The following is a 19019-nucleotide window of genomic DNA, read 5'->3' as shown; positions in this document are numbered from 1 at the left end:
CGCGGGTGTCCTGTTGATAAACTCTGGCCACTGTGGCGAGCAACGAGCATGATCCCGGTGAGCCGTCGGTAACCCCCGAGGCCGAGGGGGAGCGGCGGCAGGCGCGGGCCGGTCGGCCCCGTCTCCTCTGGGGCGCGGCCATCGTGGGCTTCTGGGCGCTCGTGCTGGTCGGCGCCGTGCTCGCGGGGATCGGCCTCTGGGTGCGCCGCACCTTCGGGCCCATCTCGGTCGACCAGCTGCTCAGCAATCTTCCCGGCGGGGGAGGCGCGGGCGCGGGCGGCGGCGAGCTGATCACCGGTGCGGTGGTGTCCGGCCTCGTGGTGCCGGTGGCCTCGGTGCTCGCCGCGGCCCTGGTCGTCGAGTGCGGGCGTCGCGCGCTGCGTCGGCGCGGTGCGGTGCGCGGCCTCCGCACGCTGCTGCTGCGCGGGATCGCGGCGGTGCTCGCCGTGGTCGTGCCGCTCGGCGGCGCGTCGTTGCTCGGCTCGACCATCGGGTTGAGCGACTACGTGCAGGCCCTGATGCGGGAGAACGCCACGGGCGTCGATCTCGCCGACTACTACGTCGAGCCCCGGCCCGCCATCGACTCCTCGGTCTCGGGCGGGCGCACCGCGCGGTCGAGCGAGCGGACCGGGCCCGGCGCGGGCGAGCGCAAGAACCTCGTGGTCATCTACCTCGAGTCGGTCGAGGACTCCCTCGCCGACGACAAGCTGTTCGGCCGCAACATGCTCGCCCCCGTGCAGCGGGCGACCGAGGGCTGGGCGTCGATCCCGAGCCTGCAGCAGTACGACGGCGGCGGCTGGACCATGGCCGGCATCGTGAGCACCCAGTGCGGCATCCCGCTGCGCACCGCGAGTGCGCTCACCGGGTCCACGGAGCTCAACAACCTGGGCACCGAGGGCAACGAGGTCGGCGACTACATGGGCGGCGCGACCTGCCTGGGCGACGTGCTGGCGAACGAGGGCTACCGCAACGTCTATCTCGGCGGCGCAGACGGGCGCTTCGCCGGCAAGGAAGCCTTCCTGCGCACCCACGGCTACGACGACGTGTACGGTCTGAGCGACTGGCGGCGGCTGGGCGAGACCGAGGTGCGCGAGGACTGGGGGCTCTCCGATCGCAGGCTCTTCGCCCGCGCCCGTGAGGAGGTGACGCGGCTGTACGAGTCCGGCGATCCGTTCAACCTGACCATGCTGACGCTCGACACCCACGAGGGGCCGCGCGTCTACGAGTACTGCGACTGGAACAGGGGCAGCGAGGCGGCGATGACCGCGATCACCAGCTGCTCGATGCAGCAGGTGTCGGGGTTCGTCGACTACCTGGACAAGCAGGGCTATCTGAAGAACACGGCCGTCGTGCTGATGGGCGATCACCGCAAGATGATCGCGGAGGGCGGCAGCTTCTGGAAGGAGCTGAAGGGCCGCGAGAATCGCACCGTCTTCAATCGCGTGTGGAGCCCCGACGGCGCACGGTTCGCGCGCAACGAGATCGACCAGTTCAGCATGTATCCCACGCTGCTCGAGCTCGCGGGCATCGAACTGCAGGATCGCCGGGCCGGGATCGGGGTGTCGGCGCTGGCCGCAGCCGACGAGGTGCCCAAGGGCACGATCCTCGATCTCAGCGACCAGGAGTACGAGGATCTCGTGCGCTCGCGCTCCGTCGCGTTCTATCGCGAGCTGTGGGGCTGAGACTCGTTACACTTGAGGCCGATGCGAGCGAAATGGAGAGTGTGCGCATGCGCGTGACCGCCGTACTGGTGGCCTACAACCGGCGGGAGCTGCTGCGGGAGTCGCTCGAGGCCCTCGCCGCCCAGAGCCGTCCGGTGGACCGCCTGGTCGTGGTCGACAACGCCTCCGACGACGGCTCGGACGAGGCCGCCGCCGAGCAGCTCGACCACTGGGGCGAGCGCGCCCGCCTGCTGCGCCTCACCGAGAACACGGGGGGCGCGGGCGGCTTCGCAGCGGGGATCGCCGCAGCCGTGGCCGAGGACGACGTCGACTGGGTGTGGGTGATGGACGACGACACCGTTCCCGGCCCAGACGCGCTCGCGGGCGCGCTTGCCGCGCACGAGCGGTACCGCGAGACCGGGCAGGACGACCTCGCCGTGATGGGATCCCGCGTCCTCTGGACCGACGGCGACGACCATCCCATGAACACCCCCAAGCCCAAGATCCGGGCCTCGGCCGACGAGCGGGCCCGGGCGGGGGAGGCCGGGTGCGTGGAGATCCGCTCGATCTCGTTCGTCTCCGCCTTCCTGCGCGCGGCGCGGGTGCGCGAGCGGGGGCTGCCGGTCGCCGACTACTTCCTGTGGAACGACGACTTCGAGTACTCCGCACGGCTGCTGCGCGGGGCCCGCGGCCTGTTCGTGCCGGGGTCCGTGGTGACGCACAAGACGGCGAAGCGGGGCTCGAGCGACCTCGATCCCGGCCCACGCTTCTACTACGAGGTGCGCAACAAGCTGTGGGTGTTCCGCCTCTCCCGGGCGCTGTTCGGCTGGGAGAAGCTGCTCTACGCGGCGGCGACGGCGCGGCGCTGGTTCCGCACCTTCCGGGCCTCCTCCGATCGAGCGCAGCTGCGCGACTGCCTGCGCCGCGGGTGGCGGGACGGCTGGCTGCGCGCTCCGCGACCCACGCGGGTGGTGCTGCGCGACACGGGGGTGCCCGTCGACGTGATGATCGAGGTGGAGCGCCTCTCCAAGCTCGGGGAGCGGTAGGGCGCTGCTCGCGTTTTCCGCTGCCTGCTGCCGCGCCCGCGGTCCCGTCCCCGCCGTCTGCCGCCCCGCCCCCGCCTGCCCCGTCCCTGCCCCGCCTCGTCCCTGCCCCGCCTCAATCCGTGTGCGCCTTTCGGGCGCTTGACCGCCGCGCGACCGCCCGAAAGGCGCACACGGATGCGCTGACGCGGGATCCGATGCGACCGCACTCCGCCCCCAGGGCACGAGTTCCCCGGTTCCTGCGGAAGTTGCTCACATTCGCGGTTTCTCGGTGGCATCGCCGGGGGTCGTGCTGCCATCGTGAGGTCATGGCACCGCGACCGCACCCTCTCCCCGATGCCCTCGGGTCCGAGTTCTCGCGTGCGTCCGCCCACGCGCACGGCGTCGGAGACCACCGGCTTCGCCGGCTCGACCTCGAGCGCCCGTTTCGCGGGGTGCGGCGGCGCAGGGGAGTGGGCGGCCGGCTCGGTGCGCGATCCGGTGGAGCGGACGAGCCGCACCCCGCCGAGATCTGGCGCGACCGCCAGCGGGAGTCCGCGCGGGCCTACTCCACGATCATGCTCGAGCACCAGTTCTTCGTGGGGATCACCGCTGCGCTTGTTCGCCGGCTCCCGGTGCCCGCGCCCCGGGAGCTCTGGCGTCCGTGGGATCGCGACGCCACGGCGAGGCTGCTCGACCCGAGCGATCCCGACCACCCCGTCAACCGCATCGAGATCGGGGTGTTCGCGCCGGGTCGGGCGCCGAACCGCACCAGAGTGCGCGGAGTCAAGATCCAGCCGCACCTGGCGAAGATCTGCGAGCACGATGGGCTGAGGATGCTCGACGCGGCCAGTCTGTGGGCGACCCTGGGGCCTCGTCTGGACCTGCCGGATCGTGTCGCGCTGGGCGACGCGATCATCCGCATCCCGCGCATCGGGGGCAACCTCGGGCCGCCGCCGAGGCGAGCGTACGCGACGCTCGACCAACTCGTCGCCGTTGCCGCGGTGAAGGGCCGCATCGGCCGGTCGAAGCTGCTGGAAGCGCTTCCGCTGCTGCGGGAGGGGATGGCGTCGGCGGCCGAGTCGCACCTGAGGCTGGCGATCGCCGACGCGGGGCTTCCCGAACCGGAGCTCGACTACGACGTTCACACCGACGGCGGTATGTACCTGGGCACCACCGAGTTCGTGTATCCGCAGTTCCGGCTGGCGGTCGAGTACGAGGGCGATCATCATCGCACCGAGACCGGGCAGTGGAACCGCGACATCGACAAGCAGGCCGCCTACCGGGACGCGGGCTGGGAGACGATCCGCGTGACCGCGGAGAAGCTGTATCGTCGACGCCCGGCTCTGATCGCGGAGATCCGTGCCGCGCTGATCCGTAGGGGGTGGCGCCCGTGACGGAACGCCCGACGCCGATTCCCCGAGGCATGTGCCCCCCAGGGCCCGTGCCGCCCGTGCCTTCTTGGGCCCGATCCGTGTGCGCCTTCTGGGCGCTCCACTGCCGTGTGAGCGCCCAGAAGGCGCACCTCGATCGCGGAGCGACCGGCGCGGGCGGGGGCCACCGGCACCGCGCCACCGGGGGCCACCGGCCCCGCGCGCTACCGGGCGGCACCGGACCACCGCGAGCCGGCCGCCACCGGTGTTCCCGGGGCGACCCCGGTAGGCTGTGGGACCATGGCAGACCCCGATGCTGCGAGCCCCGATCCCGCCCGCCCGGCCCGGGCCGATTTCTCCCTGCTGCTCCCGGTGTACGGAGGCGACGATCCGGGCTTTCTCCGGCTTGCGTTCGAGAGCTCGGTCGACCTCCAGACGCTGCGGCCCGCGGAGGCCGTGATCGTGCAGGACGGCCCGGTACCCGAGGCGCTCGCCGCCGAACTCGCGCGGATCGAGGCCGAGAGTCCGATCCCGGTTCGCGTCGTGCGCCTGCCGGAGAACCGAGGCCTCACCGAGGCGCTCAACCGCGGTCTCGAGGCCTGCGACCATCCCGTGGTGGCGCGCATGGACGCCGACGACGTGTCGCGGCCCGAGCGCTTCGAGCGCCAGTGGGAGCTGCTGCAGCGCGGCTACGACCTCGTGGGCACGGGAATGGAGGAGTTCGAGTCGGATCCGGGGCGCCCGAGCGGACTGCGCACGCCGCCGGTGGGCTCGCAGCGCATCCGGGATCACGCCCGCACCCACAACCCGTTCAACCACCCGACCATGATGTACCGCGTCGCGGCGCTTGAGCGGGTGGGGCGATACGAGCCCTTCGGCAGGATGGAGGACTACTGGCTCGGGATCCGGCTCATCGACTCGGGCGCGCGGGTGGAGAACATCGCCGAGCCCCTCGTCGGGTACCGGGTCGGATCCGGCGCCTTCGCGCGCCGCGGCGGCTGGAGCGAGGCGCGCACCGAGTGGCGGCTGCAGCGGGAGATGCTGCGCATGGGATTCGTGACCCCCGGCCAGTACGTGCGCAACGTGGTGATGAAGGGCCTCTACCGTCTGCTGCCGGCCGGGGTGAAGCGGGTGCTGTTCCGGCGGCTCATCGGCCGCGGGCTGCCCGCGGATCGCGGGTGATCCTGCCGAAGACCGGCACGGCGCCGGGCGCGATCTCCTCGACGAGTCGGGGCGGATCCTCGTTCCGTCGACGGCGTTCGGAGCTGTAGAAGACGCCGCGCTCGCGCCGACCTCGGCGTCCCGGCTCCGAGCAGCACCGCGCCCGGCCCGCCCATCCTCGCATGCTCAGCGGGCGGAATCTTCGAAGACCCTCTATGCTGGACAAAGCTTCAACTAGGGGATGAGGGTTCGACGATGCTTTACGCCGAGAGGGAGACTCGCGCGTCCACAGCCCGGCGGGCCACACCGCCGACGCGCCTGAGATTGCTCGGGATCGCGATGTTCGCCGCGCTCTGCACCGTGCTCTCGCTGTTCGCCGTTCCGACGGCCGCGCAGGCGAATCCGTCGGCGGGGTTCAACCCGGGTCAGATCATCTCGGACGCGAATTTCTACGACGGCGGAGCGATGCCGGCCGAGCAGATCCAGAGCTTCCTGAATCAGCAGGTACCGCGCTGCACCATCGGAGACCCGGGGCGGCTGGCCTGGTCGCCGTACGGCAGCACCATGATCGCGGGCAGCTGCCTGAAGGACATCCGTTTCTCGACCGCGTCGCGCGCCGCGAACGCCTACTGCGGGGCGTATCCGGGGGGCACGAACGAGACGGCGGCGACCATCATCTCAAAGGTCGGCCGGGCCTGCGGCATCAGTCCGAAGGTGCTGATGGTGATGCTCGAGAAGGAGCAGAGCCTCATCACGGACACGTGGCCGACCGTCCGCCAGTACGACCGAGCCATGGGGTACGCGTGCCCCGACTCGGGCCCGAACAACTCGGCCAACTGCGACCCCAGTCAGACCGGGTTCGCGCAACAGGTCTACCGGGCGGCCTGGCAGCTGCAGGTGTACAGGGCGAACCCGGCGGGCTACAACTACCGGCCGTTCCAGACCAACACCATTCAGTGGAATCCGAACGCCGGCTGCGGGACGTCGCGGGTGTACATCGAGAACTGGGCGACGGCCGCCCTCTACATCTACACGCCCTACCGGCCGAATCAGGCCGCCCTCGACGCCGGCTGGGGCACGGGCAACAGCTGCTCGAGCTACGGCAACCGCAACTTCTACAATTTCTACAAGCAGTGGTTCGGGTCGCCGGTCTACCAGATCGACGGCAGGTTCGCGGCGCTCTACCAGTCGATGGGGGGTGCGCAGGGCGAGCTCGGCTACGTGGCGGACAACGTCAGAACGCGCTCGAACGGCGACGCCGGGCAGCTGTTCCAGAACGGCGGCCTGTACTGGTCGGCGTATGCCGGAGCGCAGCCCGTCGTCAAGGGGTTCCACAAGGTGCATCTCGCGCAGGGCGGATTGAACGGCAGGCTGGGCGTGCCCTTCGAGGCGGAGCAGAGAATCGCCGCGAACACGGTGAAGCAGGACTTCCGCGGCGGATCGATGTACTGGTCGAAGGCGGCCGGGACGCACATCGTGTACGCCGGCGCGATGCGCGACGCCTACCGCGCGGAGGGCGGCCACGCGGGCTATCTCGGGGTGCCGGTCAGCGGCGAGGCCAAGCCCCGCGGCGGCATGGCGCGGCAGGACTTCGTCGGCGGATCGCTCTACTGGTCGCGCGCGGGCACCTACGCCGTGAAGAACGGCGCGGTGATGAGTCTCTACCGCTCGCTCGGCGAGGTGACGGGCAGGCTCGGGCTGCCCACGAGCGCCGAGCGCAAGCCGCTCCCCGGCATGGCGGTGCAGGACTTCGAGGGCGGAGCGATCTTCTGGAGTTCGGGCCGCGGGGCGAGCATGCTCCAGGGCGCAATCCTGCAGGCGTATCGGTCTGGTGGGAAGGAGACGGATCCCTCGTACCTGGGGGCTCCCGTCGGCGGCGAGGACAAGCGCGTGTGGAACGCCGCGAAGCAGTCCTTCGACCGGGGCGCCATCTACTGGACGAAGGAGCACGGCGCCTACCTCGTGCGGCTCGGCGGGATCCGCGATCGCTACCTGCAGCTCGGAGATTTTACCGGTTCGCTCGGGCTTCCGGTGAGCAACGAGATCAAGCAGAAGCGGGCCGGCAACGTGCCTGTCGCCAAGCAGCAGTTCGAGAACGCCACGATCTACTGGTCGCGCACCACGGGCGCGCAGCCGGTGCGCGGCGGTATCCTGAAGACCTACGTGGCTCAGAAGGAGAACGTCGGAGACCTCGGCAGCCCGCTCGGGCCCGAGCGTCGTCTGAACGCCACCCAGGCGGAGCAGCGCTTCGAGAAGGGCACGATCCTGTGGACCACGGGGAAGGGCGGAACGGTCACCCTCGGCGATCAGCCGATCATCGCCCCGCCGGCGGTGGGATCGCCCGCCCCGCCGCAGGGGGTGGAGGGGACGCCCGGAGGCGACGCACCGAATCCTGAGGATCCCCCCGCGCAGGAGCCGCCGGTGACCCCCGGAGATCCGGCAGCTCCCGAGCCCCCCGCGGGCGAGGAGCCGCCGGGACCGGGGCAGGAGCCGCCGGGACCGGGTGAGGAGCCGCCGGGTTCCGGGGAGCCCGTGCTCCCCGGCGGGGTGATACGGCGCGAGGGCGCGGATCCCGCCGCGGATCCGGTGCCCGCGCCCGGGCCCTAGCACCGCCGCGCCTGCGCGCGAAGGCGCAGAAGCGGCAGAAGCACAGACCGATAGATTGGAAGACATGAGGGCAGGTCCGCGGGTTCTGGTGTTCCCGGCGTGGCGGGACAATCCGTATCTCAATCTGCTGGGGCTCAATCCGCAGACGGCGGGGTACGCGTTCCTGCGCACGACCTCGTTCCACGGCCTCCTGGAGCGCCTCGACGAGTTGCGCGACGGAGACGTGGCGCACATCCACTGGACCACGCCGATCCTGCAGAACGCCGACACCGAGGAGGAGGCGAGCCGACGTCTGGCCGAGTTCTCGGCGGCGCTCGAGCATGTGCGCGGCCGAGGGGTGAGCATCGTCTGGACGCTGCATAACCGCCTGCCGCACGAGACCCGCTATCGCGAGCTGGAGGTCGAGCTCTACCGTGTCCTCGAGCGGGCGGCAGACACGATTCACGTGATGGCTCCGGCGACCGCCGAGGTCGTGGCCGACGTGGTGCGGCTCTCCCCCGAGAAGGTGCGCGTGATCCCCCATCCCAGCTACACCGGCATTTACGACACCGGATTCAGCAGGGCGGCGGCGCGCGACTCCTTCCAGCTCGGCGCAGACGACTACGGCGTGCTCTTCCTCGGCCAGATCCGCCCGTACAAGGGCGTCGACGCGCTCGCCGCCGCCGCGGGCATCGCGCAGAGGCCGGACAAGCGCCTCGCGCTGATGCTGGCGGGAGCCGTGAAGGATGTGCCGCTCGAGGCGTTCCTCGACTCGTTGCCGTCCGGGGTGCGCACGGTGTCGCACTTCGGCTTCGTGCCCGACGGCGACCTCGACCGCTGGTTCACCGCCGCCGATGTGGCGGTGCTGCCGTACCGCGCGATTCTCAACTCCGGCAGCCTGCACCTCGCGGCCACCTTCCGGGTGCCGGTGGTGCTGCCGGACGAGGCGCATCTGCGGGAGCAGTTCGGCGCGCTGCCCTGGGTGGCGTTCTTCGACACAGAGCGACCGGTCGAGTCGATCGCCGAGATGCTCGGCGATCCCGGGCTCTTCGCCGGAGTGACGGGCGAGGACTTCGACCGTTTCAACGCCGAGATCACGCCCTGGAAGGTTTCGCGCCGCTACCGCGAGCTGCTCGACGAGCTCACCCGCGATTCGCGTCCTCTCACCCGCTGACGGCCTGCCGCAGCCGCTCCGAGAGGTAGGGCTTCATCGTCGCCAGATAGCTGGCGGTGAGGTGTCCGTCGGCGTCTCGATACGCGACGACGTTGCCGACCACGGAGGGGCAGCGGTCCGCCTCGCAGACGAGGTCGATCGTGGAGACGACGCTTGCGGCACCGGGAAGGCCGTTCGCGATCTCGGCGATGGCGTCGGGGTACGCGGTCGCCGCAGCCAGCGGGGTTGCGCAGTCGTTGTTGGTCACGTCGAAGCCGACGCGCTGCACGCACTGGAGCGACTCCTCGGACGGGATCGGTACCGACTCGAGCGCGACGATGGACGCCCCGCTGTCGGCGGCGGCCCGCCACAGCTCGGTGCTCTGCCGCACGCCCTCCGCGTCGAGGCTCTTCAGCGCCTTGCGGGAGGCGGCCGTGAGGATCAGGTCGTACGACCCGGGGGCGGTGAGCGCGTTTTGCGCGAGCGTCGCCTGGCTCTCGCACGGCTGCCCCGGGTGCGGTACCCATGCGCAGCCCCAGCCGACATAGGTGGTGACCTTCCAGTCGAAGTCGCCCGCGAGTTCGCGCAGCACGGGGATGTACATCGCGGCCTGGCTGTCCCCGATCAGCGCGACGCGCTTGGCCGAGGGACTGTCGCTGCCGAACGTGCACGACTTCGGCGCGTCGTTCTCCGCCCGCCAGCACTCCGAGGAGTAGGCGCCGCCCGTGTCCTGCTGGAGTCCGTCCAGCGCCGGGACGATGGTCGAGCTCGGCTCGCACCGGGCGCCGGTCTGCAGCGACGCGGCGCCCAGGCACTCGGTGGCGACCGACTCCGCGGTCCCCGTGCCGGCGGCCTCGGCCGCGTCGGCGATGCGCTGGTACCCGACGAAGGTGAGCGCGAGCGTGAGCGCGCCCGTCGTGAGAATCGCCGTGGCCTCCATGGCGCCGATGCGCCGCTTGGAGGGGCTCTTGCCCGGCGTGAGCCAGTCGGAGTAGCGGACCGGATTCTCGACGAAGCGATAGGTCAGCGTCGAGAGCAGCCACGTGAGCACGATGATGCCGAGGAGCACCGGGCCGGTGACCGGCAGGATCTCCGGCGCCAGGACGATGAGCGGGAAGTGCCACAGGTAGAGCGAATACGATCGGTCGCCGAGGTGCTGCGCGATCCGGTTCGTCAGCGGCCACGCGAGGCGATCGTAGCGATCCGGGGCGTCGACGCCCGCGGCGATGACCGCGGCGGACCCGAGCACCGGAAGCAGCGCGAGGGAGCCCGGGAACGGGCTCTCGGGCTTGAGCACGAATGCCGCGACGAGGATGAGCGCGAGTCCGCCGTAGAGCAGGATCGCCCGCAGCGCGTCGGGGAGCCGCCTGAAGAGCGGAGCCGCGCAGGCGAGCGCGGCGCCCACCGCGAGTTCCCAGAACCGCGTGAACGACGAGAAGTACGCGAAGGCGGCGTTGGTGGCCGTGTCGTAGATCGACCAGGCGAGCCCGAGCGCGATGAGGGCCGCGAGAAACCCGCCCACCGCGAGCACGCGTGCCCGCGGCGTCTTCGCGAGGGCGAAGAGCAGGATCAGCGCGAGGGCCAGATGAGGTAGAACTGCTCCTCTACCGAGAGGGACCAGTAGTGCTGCAGCGGGGAGGGCGGAAGGCCCTGCTGGAAGTAGTCGGTGCCGGTGGCGGCCATGCGCCAGTTCGCGAAGAAGAGCGTCGAGGCGACGGCGTCCTTCCACAGCGAGCGGAACTGGTCGAGGCTGAACAGCGCGAAGCCGGCGATGGTCGTGACCGTGATCACGAGGACGGCGGCGGGCGCGATCCGTTTCGCCCGCTTGATGTAGAACGTCTTCAGGGAGATCCGGCCGCGGCGCTGGTGCTCGCGCAGCAGCAGGCCCGTGATGACGAACCCCGAGATGACGAAGAAGACGTCCACGCCGATGAAGCCGCCGGACGGGAAGTCCAGGGCGTGGGCGAAGATGACGAGGAGGACGGCCAGCGCGCGGAGCCCCTGGATGTCGAGCCGCAACCGGTGCGAGACGGGTGCATTCATGTCCGCGGCGGCCGACCGGGGAGCGGGTGCGCGAGATTGTCCACCCGGGAAGAATAGCAAGCGAGACGGACCGGGTCGGTGTGCGAACGCTCCAAGGGCGGTGTGGGAGGATGATATGTTGAGGCGTTCATCGCGCGTGCGCGCAGTGCAACGCATGCAAATGCCGTGTACCCGGAGGTCCCCGTTATGAAGCTGAGCGTTAAGGGTTGTGGTTATCTGGGGGCGGTGCACGCGGCTGCCATGGCCTCGCTCGGGCACGAGGTCGTCGGCGTCGATCCCGATGCTCGGAAGATCGCCGCGCTCGCGGAGGGGCGGCCCCCCTTCTTCGAACCGGAGCTCGCCGAGCTGCTCCGGTCGAGCCTCGAGTCGGGGCGCCTCACCTTTACGACCGACACCGCCGCTGTCGCCGACGCCACCGTGCACTTCATCGCCGTCGGCACTCCGCAGGGTGCGGACGGCCTGGGCGCCGACCTTCGGTTCGTGGATGCGGCGATCGACGACCTGCTGCCGTTCCTCGAACCCGGCGACCTCGTCGTGGGAAAGTCGACGGTACCCGTCGGCACGGCTGCACGCCTCGCTGAGCGCGTGCGTCAGACGGGGGCCGCACTGGCCTGGAACCCCGAGTTTCTGCGCGAGGGGTTCGCGGTGCGAGACACCATCGCGCCGGACCGCATCGTCTACGGGCTCGCCTCCGACACGGGCGAGCGCGACGCCGAGATCCTGGACGCGGTGTACGCCGCAGCGCTGCAGCGGGGCACCCCGCGTCTGACGACGGACTACGCCACGGCCGAACTGGTGAAGGTGGCCGCGAACTCGTTTCTCGCGACGAAGATCAGTTTCATCAACGCGATGGCCGAGATCGCCGAGGTCGTCGGGGCGAACGTGGTGGAGCTCGCCGATGCCATCGGGTACGACGAGCGGATCGGCAGGAAGTTTCTGGGCGCCGGCCTGGGCTTCGGGGGCGGCTGCCTGCCGAAGGATATCCGGGCGTTCACCGCTCGCGCCGAAGAGCTGGGCCGGGGCGAGTCGGTCGTCTTCTTGCGCAACGTCGACGAGATCAACCTTCGCCGCCGCAGTCGTGCCGTCGAGATGGTCGCCGAGGCCCTGGGCGGAGAGGTGCGGGGCCGTCGCGTCTCGATCCTCGGACTGGCCTTCAAGCCGAACTCCGACGACATCCGCGATTCTCCGGCGCTCGATGTCGCGGTCACCCTGCACGATCTCGGCGCCGAGATCGTCGCCTACGACCCCGAGGCGATCGCCAACGCGAGGGTCGGACACCCGCAGCTGCGCTACGCCGACGGCGTCGAGCAGGCCCTGCAGGGCGCGGAGGCCGTGGTGCTCGCGACGGAGTGGGCGGAGTTCAAGGCACTCGATCCCGAGGCCGCGGGGTCGCTGGTCGCGCAGCGGAGCATCATCGACGGACGCAACGTACTGGTCCCGGAAGACTGGCGCGCGGCCGGCTGGGACATCCGCTCGATGGGACGATGAGATGAGCGGGAGCCAGACGCCACGGGCGGCGGTCGTCGTGCGCACGAAGGATCGCCCCGAGTTCCTGCGCCGCGCGATCGGGAGCATCGCGGCGCAGAGCCTCGCCGCCTGGGAGGCGGTGATCGTCAACGACGGCGGCGATCCCGACGGCGTCGACGGGATCGTCGCGGAGTGGCCCGATGCCGTGCGCGATCGCATCCGCGTCGTGCACTCTCCGGAGTCGCGGGGCCGGTGGGTGAGCGCGAACGCCGGGGTGCTCGCCACGACCGCCCCCTACCTGGTGCTTCACGACGACGACGATTCGTGGCACCCCGATTTCCTGCGCCGAGGGGTCGAGTACCTCGACGACCGCCCCGAACGCGGCGGGGTCGTGTCCCGCATCGAGATCGTGTGGGAGGAGAACCGCGACGGCGCTCTCGTGGAGACCGGTCGCGAGATGTTCCAGGAGCATCTCCCCGCGCCGCTGCTCGGAGACACGCTGCTCTTCAACAGGTACGTGCCGATCGGCTTCCTCTACCGCCGCGCGCTCCATGAGGAGCTCGGCCTGTACGACGAGCGCCTTCCCGTGGTGGGTGACTGGAGCTTCAACCTCAAGGTGCTCGTCCGCGGCGCCCTGGAGTATCTGGGCGACACCCCGTACGCCTACTGGCACCAACGTGCCGCGGCCTCCGGGCTGGACGGCAACAGCGTGATCGCCGCGAGCGAGGATCACGTGAAGCACGATGCCCTCATCCGCGATCAGGCGCTTCGCGAGTACATTCAGGAGCACGGCCCGGGCCTGGCGCTCTACCTCACGAAGTTCGTCGATCAGCGATTCGTCGAGGTCGAGAACGGCATCCGCGACGAGATCAGGCGGTCCAGCCTCGTCGGGCGGGTCTATCGGAAGGTGCGCAACCGGCTCCGGTAGGCCCGTTTCGGCGCGGTCAGCCGTTCAGCGCCTTCACGGCGTCGTCGATGCCGCCGTCGAAGACGACCCTGCCGTTCTTCAGCACGATGCCGCGCTCGCAGAGTTTCCTGACCTCGCCGGCGTTGTGGCTCACAACGAACATGGTGATGCCCTGCTGCTGCAGTTCGAGCATCTTCGCGGTGCACTTCTCCCGGAACGGGGCGTCGCCGACCGACAGGATCTCGTCGACCAGCAGCGTGTCCACCCTGGTGTGCACGGCGACGGAGAAGCCGAGTCGCGAGTACATGCCCGAGGAGTAGCGCTTGACCTCGGTGTCGATGAACTCGCCGATCTCCGAGAACTCGACGATCTCGTCGAAGCGCTCGTCGGTCTCCTCCTTCGACATGCCCAGGATGGCCGCGTTGAGGTAGACGTTGTCGCGCCCCGTGAGATCGGGGTGGAAGCCCGCGCCGACCTCCAGCAGGCCGGCGGTGCGGCCGCGCGTGCGCACCCACCCGTGATCGGGCTGGAGCACGCCGGAGAGGAGCTTGAGCGTCGTCGACTTGCCCGATCCGTTGCGCCCGAGCAGGGCGACGGACTGGCCCTCGGGCACCTCGAAGCTCACGCCGTCGAGCGCGTTGAAATCGCTCGAGATCTCCTTGCGCTTGATCGCGGAGATGAAGGTCTCCTTGAACGAGTGCGTGTGCTTGATCTTGAAGGTCTTCCGAACGTCGTCGAGCACGATCGCGGGCCTGTCGCGGTCGGCCGGGTCAGAGGTTCTGGGCAAAGGAGTCCTCCAGCCGGCGGAAGGTCAGCTGACCGATGAGCAGTGTGATGAGCGCGATGACGGCCGCGATGAGCGTGAAGCTCAGCAGCTGCTCGGGGCGCGCGGAATCCGGCTCCAGGGGAAGCCAGAACGCGTCGTGGAACATCTCGACGGCGGCGGTCATCGGGTTGACCATGTAGAGGTGGTAGAGCCAATCCGGCGCGCGGTCGCGCACCATCTCCCACGAGTAGAGCACGGGCGAGGCCCAGGTGGAGAACATGAGGATGAGATCGACGATGTTGCGCGCGTCGCGGTACGCGACGTTGATCGAGCCGAAGAACAGGCCGAGCCCGAGCGCGAAGCAGAGGATCACCAGGACCCCGACGATGAAGGTGACGATCTGCAGCCAGGTGAGGGTCCAGCCGACCACCAGGGCGACGGCGAGCAGGAGCGCCGCCTGGGGGAGGAAATGGATGAGCGCGACGCCCAGCGCGGACACCGGGAACAGCTCGCGCGGCAGATAGATCTTCCTGATCAGGGATCCGTTGTCGGTGATGGAGCTCGTCGTGTTGCGCAGGGCCTCGCTGAAGAGGTTGACCGCGACGATTCCCGAGAAGAGGTACACGGGGTAGAACTCGAAGCCGCGGTTGACGCCCATGATGATGCCGACCACCACGTAGTACATGAGGAACTGGGCCGCGGGCCTCACGTACGACCACACCCACCCGAGCACCGAGCCGTGGTACCGGGTGGCGGTGCCCTTCTTCAGCAGCAACGAGAGCAGGTACCGATGGCGGAACACATCGAAGAGCCCCTTGCTCTTGCCGGGAGTGTCGAACTCCGGATCGGACAGGGCGGAATATTGGGTCACGGACGAGTAGTTTACTCTTTTCCCGGCAAAGGCCCGCTCAGACACCGGGAGCCACGGAGACGGGTCGCAGCTCGTGCCGGGCCGACCACCACGCCACGGTCTCCCCGAGCGTGCCGAGATTCGCGGACTCCGGATCGGAGCCGGTGAGCAGATCGCCCGCGCGATAGCGGGCCATGAGCGCCTCCGAAAGGGCCGCCTCGTGCCCGGCGCGCTCGAGACCGACGGCGTTCACCCCGAAGAGACGCGGGGGCGTGCCGTAGACCTTCGCGAACGGCGGGACGTCGCGGGTGACCGGCGTGCCCATGCCGATCATCGCGCCGGGCGAGATGACGCGCCGCTGGTGCACGACCGCGTTCATGCCGATGTTCACCCGATCACCGATGACGCAGTGCCCCCCGATCGAGACGCCGGCGGAGATCGTCGCGTCCGCGCCCAGGAGCACGTCGTGCGCCAGGTACGCGCGATTCAGCACCCAGCTCCGCTCGCCGACCTCCGTCTCGCGGTAGGTGCCCTGATGGATCACGGCGCCCTCGCGAATCACGGCGCCGGCCCGGATGCGCACGCCCGCGTGCTGCAGATCGCCGGTCCAGGCCGCGTTCTGCGGCAGGCTCGACATCTCGGGTGGAGCTCCGATCTGGGCGCCCGGCCCGATCCAGACGCCGTCCTCGAGCACGCACGGGCCGAGGATCACGGCGCCCGGCCCGATCCTGACGCCGTCGCCGACGTCGACTCCTTCACCGATGATCGCGTGCGGGCTGATGTCGCTCATGGCAACGAGCATAGTGCGCCGGAAACGCCCGGATGATCAGCAGGAGATGCGGAAGAGCGCGGCATCGCCCTCCCGGTCGACCTCGGTGAGGACCGGGGAGCGGTCGAGATCCTTCATGCGCTTGAACGGCTGCTCGCGGGCCGTGTCGTTCTTGAAGATGTATCGCGTGCCGAAGTCGAGCACATACTCGACGTCGAGCTCGCGGGAGAGCTCGCACGCCGTCGCCGGGTTCGGCACGAGCGCGTCGACGAGCTGGTAGAAGCGCTGATCGTAGTTGCCGTTCGCGTGGGGGAAGAAGACCTCCCGGTCGGCCAGAGCGTAGGCCAGGGCGCTGCCGTTGAGCGGATTGTTCGCGATGACCTCGTCCTCGGGCACCTCGTCGGGAAGGCGCTCCAGCAGGCGCAGCTCGTCCTCGCTGAGCAGCGTGCCCTCTTTCGGATCGTAGCGCGTCTGCACCTCCCGCAGCGCAGAGTCGCTGCCGGCCTGACCGACGGCGACGAGAAACACGAGGGCCGCCGCCGTCAGCACGCGCAGCGAGCGGCGGGGACGCGCCGACATGGCCGCCAGGCGGCGCAGGCCGGGCCTGAGCATCGTCCACCCGGCGGATGCGCCGAGCACCGCGAGCGGGAATGCGCCGAACGGCACCAGCGCGGCGAGCCTGCGCGGATCGTTGTACCACGGGCTCAAGAAGAGCGTGCGCCAGTCGGAGGAGGGGAACGCGTCGGAGATGAAGTAGAACGCCGCGAGGGCAGCCGCGCTGCCGATCAGCCAGCGCAGGGGGCGGAAGCGCCACGCCAGCACCGCGCCGAACAGCACGAGCGCCGAGACGGCCCAGGCGTGCCCCTCGAGGAAGGGCGTGCCGCCGATGATCTCGAGTACCGCCCGGCGAGGGCCGTAGAAGCCCGACCACGAGTTGTCGGAGGTGCGTCCCACGATCCACGCCCCGATGGCGAACAGCGCGAACGCGAGCACGCCGACCACCGCGGCGAGGCGGCGCAGCCATCTGCGAGCGCCGCCGGGGACCCTGTGACCCCCGGCCCCCGGGACCGCGGCTCCGAGCCAAGCTCGCACCGCCGCGAAGAGCACGGGGGCGGCGGCCCAGATGAGGAGCACGTAGAGCACGCCGGGGTGGGCGAGCACGGCGGCGCCGAGCGCGCCGAGCGCGAGGATCCAGCGCGTACCCGCCGACAGCGGCATCGCCCGGCGGGCGGGACCGACGTTGAGCAGCTGCAGCATCGCCATGAGCAGGAAGGGCAGCAGCGCGAGCGAGAACAGGTTGGGGTAGAGCACCCCGTAGCCCGCCAGGAACAGCGGGAAGGTGGCGAACGCCGCCGAGAGCGCGCCGGAGACGAGCGTCACCCTGGTGCTCGGTCCGGCGACCGCGCGTCCGAGGGCGACGGCGCCGAGGGGCCAGACCACCGCCGAAACGGTGATGAGCGCCGCGTTGGTGGCGACGGGGATGGAGACGCCGCTCAGCTGCACGATGAGCGAGACATAGGCGTGCCAGAGCGTGGGATAGAAGGCCGGGGCACCGGGAGAGGTCAGGTCCATCGCGAACGGCGACGCCGACCCCGAGTCCATGATGTGGCGCACCGCGTTCAGATGGAACATCGCGTCGAAGGTCTGCGACACCGCGCCCGGGGCGCCGAGCCCGGCGAGCAGCGACAGCGCGATCGCGCCGCCGCCCACGGCAGCCGCTCCCACGGGAATCCAGAGCGCCCGCATCGATGAGCCCGGGTTCCGGGGCCGCGCCGCGACGCCGAGCCATCTGCGCAGGAGGAGCAGGAGGAGAGCCAGGGCGGCCGCGCAGATGAGTGCCGGCAGCAGGGACCAGCCGAGCCCGGCGATCGGAGCGAGCAGGCTTGCGAGCGCTATGACGGCGAGACCCGCCGGGATCGCGACGACCACCACGGCGAAGCCGCGCAGCCGGAGGGCGAGGGCGGCCGGGATGCCGAGCACCGCGATGATGGCGACGGCCAGGGATGAAGCCGCCGCGAGTGCGATCCAGGAGCTCACTCGTCGGTCTCCCCGGTGCCGGAACGCGGCCGCGGCGGGTGCTCGGCGTCGCCCCGCTCCCGGATCCGCGCCTCCATCAGGGCCACCGCCCGAGCCAGCTCGGTCACCCGCGCGTCGCTGCGGGCCTTCGCGCGCACCACCGAGACCGCGAAGATGAGCATGGCCACGATGAAGAGGTAGAGCAGCAGGTCGGTGCCGCGCCCGATGCCGAAGAAGTTCGCGACGGTCGTCAGCATCCCGGGGAACAGGATCGCCACGACGGCCGCGGTGACGAAGAGGATCGCGAAGATGCGCTTGAGCGCGAGCGACCGCTCGCCCGGCAGGAAGCGCACGGCGAGCGATGCCGCGATCACCACGATCGCGATGAGGAGCACTTGGAAGAGGGTCATGGCGCGCCTAACGGATGATCAGGTCGACGAGGATGTTCACGGAGTTGAGCAGCGACTGCCCCTTGGCCCTGGAGTAGTCGGAGTAGATCACCTCGACGGGGTGCTCAGCGTACGGGAGGCCCGCGCGCCCCAGCTGCACGACGATCTCGGTTCCGTGGGCCATGCGGTCCTGCCGCAGCTTGACCCGGCGCAGCGCGTCCTCCCGGATCACGCGCAGGCCGTTGTGCGCGTCGGTCAGGCGGGTGCGTGTGGTGACGTTGGTCACCGCCACCGCCGTCTTGAGCACGATCCTCTTGAGCACGCCGGGGTCGGTGCGGTCGTCGAGGAACCGGGATCCGAACACGATCGCCAAGTCCTCGTCGCGGGCGCGCTCGAGCATCGCGGCGGCGTCCTCGGCCCGATGCTGACCGTCGGCGTCGAACGTCACCACGTAGCGGGCGCCCCGCTCGAGCGCGTACTCGAACCCGGTCTGCAGCGCCGCCCCCTGCCCCAGGTTGATCGGGTGGGTGACCAGGCGGGCGCCCGCCGCCGACGCGATGCCCCCGGAGCCGTCGCGCGATCCGTCGTCGACGCAGACGACGTTCGGAAACGCCGGTACGAGACCGCGCACCACGTCGGCGATGACGGAGGCCTCGTTGTAGAGCGGGATGACGACCCAGGTGTCGGTGTTGGCGATCGCACTGGGTGCCGCCGGGTCTCGGGTCATACAGGTATTCTGACAGACCGCGGCTGCGGGGGAGCGAACTCCCGCACCGCGCGGGCGGGGATCGGCGGACGATCGGCGCCCGTTTCCGACGGGAGCACCCCGGCTGCGGGGGCGCTCCCGCACATGCGG

The 19019-nt window shown here is 70.3% G+C and carries 16 protein-coding genes; 8 read left to right on the top strand and 8 right to left on the bottom strand.

Annotation, left to right across the window (positions count from 1 at the left end; all coding sequences use genetic code 11):
• The first annotated feature begins 32 nt into the window (after positions 1-32).
• The 6 genes from D1J51_RS02890 (at position 33) to D1J51_RS02860 (ending at position 8977) form a co-directional block, all read left to right on the top strand.
• Entirely contained in the window at positions 33-1682 is a 1650-nt protein-coding gene (locus tag D1J51_RS02890; protein WP_119073674.1) for an LTA synthase family protein, read from the top strand.
• A 47-nt stretch (positions 1683-1729) separates the two neighbouring features.
• The gene (locus D1J51_RS02885) at positions 1730-2707 is read left to right on the top strand and encodes a glycosyltransferase (protein WP_119073673.1); all 978 of its coding nucleotides are present in this window, start codon (positions 1730-1732) and stop codon (positions 2705-2707) included.
• Between the two features lie 305 nt (positions 2708-3012).
• Entirely contained in the window at positions 3013-4080 is a 1068-nt protein-coding gene (locus D1J51_RS02880) for a hypothetical protein (RefSeq protein ID WP_119073672.1), read from the top strand.
• Between the two features lie 276 nt (positions 4081-4356).
• Positions 4357-5238, top strand: coding sequence for a glycosyltransferase (locus D1J51_RS02875; protein WP_119073671.1), 882 nt, complete (start codon positions 4357-4359; stop codon positions 5236-5238).
• A gap of 318 nt (positions 5239-5556) precedes the next feature.
• The gene (locus tag D1J51_RS02865) at positions 5557-7824 is read left to right on the top strand and encodes a hypothetical protein (RefSeq protein WP_162903636.1); all 2268 of its coding nucleotides are present in this window, start codon (positions 5557-5559) and stop codon (positions 7822-7824) included.
• Positions 7825-7888: 64 nt separating this feature from the next.
• Positions 7889-8977, top strand: a complete 1089-nt coding sequence (locus D1J51_RS02860) for a glycosyltransferase (RefSeq protein WP_119073668.1) — start codon at positions 7889-7891, stop codon at positions 8975-8977.
• Here D1J51_RS02860 and D1J51_RS02855 read toward each other — a convergent pair.
• Both D1J51_RS02855 and D1J51_RS02850 read right to left on the bottom strand, forming a co-directional pair.
• Entirely contained in the window at positions 8967-10487 is a 1521-nt protein-coding gene (locus D1J51_RS02855) for an acyltransferase family protein (RefSeq protein ID WP_119073667.1), read from the bottom strand. The two genes, D1J51_RS02860 and D1J51_RS02855, sit on opposite strands and share 11 nt — an antisense overlap.
• Positions 10488-10525: 38 nt before the next feature.
• A complete protein-coding gene (locus D1J51_RS02850) occupies positions 10526-10999 on the bottom strand; it encodes an acyltransferase family protein (protein WP_162903635.1) in 474 nt (157 codons plus the stop codon).
• Positions 11000-11185: 186 nt separating this feature from the next.
• Here D1J51_RS02850 and D1J51_RS02845 point away from each other — a divergent pair, with 186 nt between their 5' ends.
• Together D1J51_RS02845 and D1J51_RS02840 are read left to right on the top strand one after the other, a co-directional pair.
• Positions 11186-12487, top strand: a complete 1302-nt coding sequence (locus D1J51_RS02845; RefSeq protein ID WP_119073665.1) for a UDP-glucose dehydrogenase family protein — start codon at positions 11186-11188, stop codon at positions 12485-12487.
• Between the two features lies 1 nt (position 12488).
• Entirely contained in the window at positions 12489-13394 is a 906-nt protein-coding gene (locus tag D1J51_RS02840) for a glycosyltransferase family 2 protein (RefSeq protein WP_119073664.1), read from the top strand.
• 16 nt (positions 13395-13410) lie between these two features.
• Here the strand turns inward: D1J51_RS02840 and D1J51_RS02835 are convergent, their stop codons facing one another.
• From D1J51_RS02835 to D1J51_RS02810, 6 genes are read right to left on the bottom strand one after another with little or no spacing between them, the layout of a single operon-like run.
• The gene (locus tag D1J51_RS02835) at positions 13411-14160 is read right to left on the bottom strand and encodes an ABC transporter ATP-binding protein (RefSeq protein ID WP_119073663.1); all 750 of its coding nucleotides are present in this window, start codon (positions 14158-14160) and stop codon (positions 13411-13413) included.
• Positions 14144-15010, bottom strand: coding sequence for an ABC transporter permease (locus D1J51_RS02830; RefSeq protein WP_119073662.1), 867 nt, complete (start codon positions 15008-15010; stop codon positions 14144-14146). The genes D1J51_RS02835 and D1J51_RS02830 overlap by 17 nt, the downstream gene beginning before the upstream one ends.
• 37 nt (positions 15011-15047) lie before the next feature.
• Positions 15048-15779 carry an acyl-ACP--UDP-N-acetylglucosamine O-acyltransferase family protein gene (locus D1J51_RS02825; RefSeq protein WP_119073847.1) on the bottom strand — a complete coding sequence of 244 codons (732 nt, stop codon included), beginning with the start codon at positions 15777-15779 and terminating at the stop codon, positions 15048-15050.
• A 36-nt stretch (positions 15780-15815) separates the two neighbouring features.
• Positions 15816-17795 carry a DUF6541 family protein gene (locus D1J51_RS02820; protein WP_119073661.1) on the bottom strand — a complete coding sequence of 660 codons (1980 nt, stop codon included), beginning with the start codon at positions 17793-17795 and terminating at the stop codon, positions 15816-15818.
• On the bottom strand, positions 17792-18184 hold the full coding sequence (locus tag D1J51_RS02815) for a DUF2304 domain-containing protein (RefSeq protein ID WP_119073660.1): 393 nt from the start codon (positions 18182-18184) through the stop codon (positions 17792-17794). Before D1J51_RS02815 ends, D1J51_RS02820 begins: the two co-directional genes overlap by 4 nt.
• A 7-nt stretch (positions 18185-18191) precedes the next feature.
• On the bottom strand, positions 18192-18890 hold the full coding sequence (locus D1J51_RS02810; RefSeq protein WP_119073659.1) for a glycosyltransferase family 2 protein: 699 nt from the start codon (positions 18888-18890) through the stop codon (positions 18192-18194).
• Between the last annotated feature and the right edge of the window lie 129 nt (positions 18891-19019).

This window comes from Leucobacter sp. wl10 (assembly GCF_003569785.1).
GTDB lineage: Bacteria > Actinomycetota > Actinomycetes > Actinomycetales > Microbacteriaceae > Leucobacter.
Note: the sequence above shows the minus strand (reverse complement) of the source record. Positions and strands in the feature narration are given on the sequence as shown.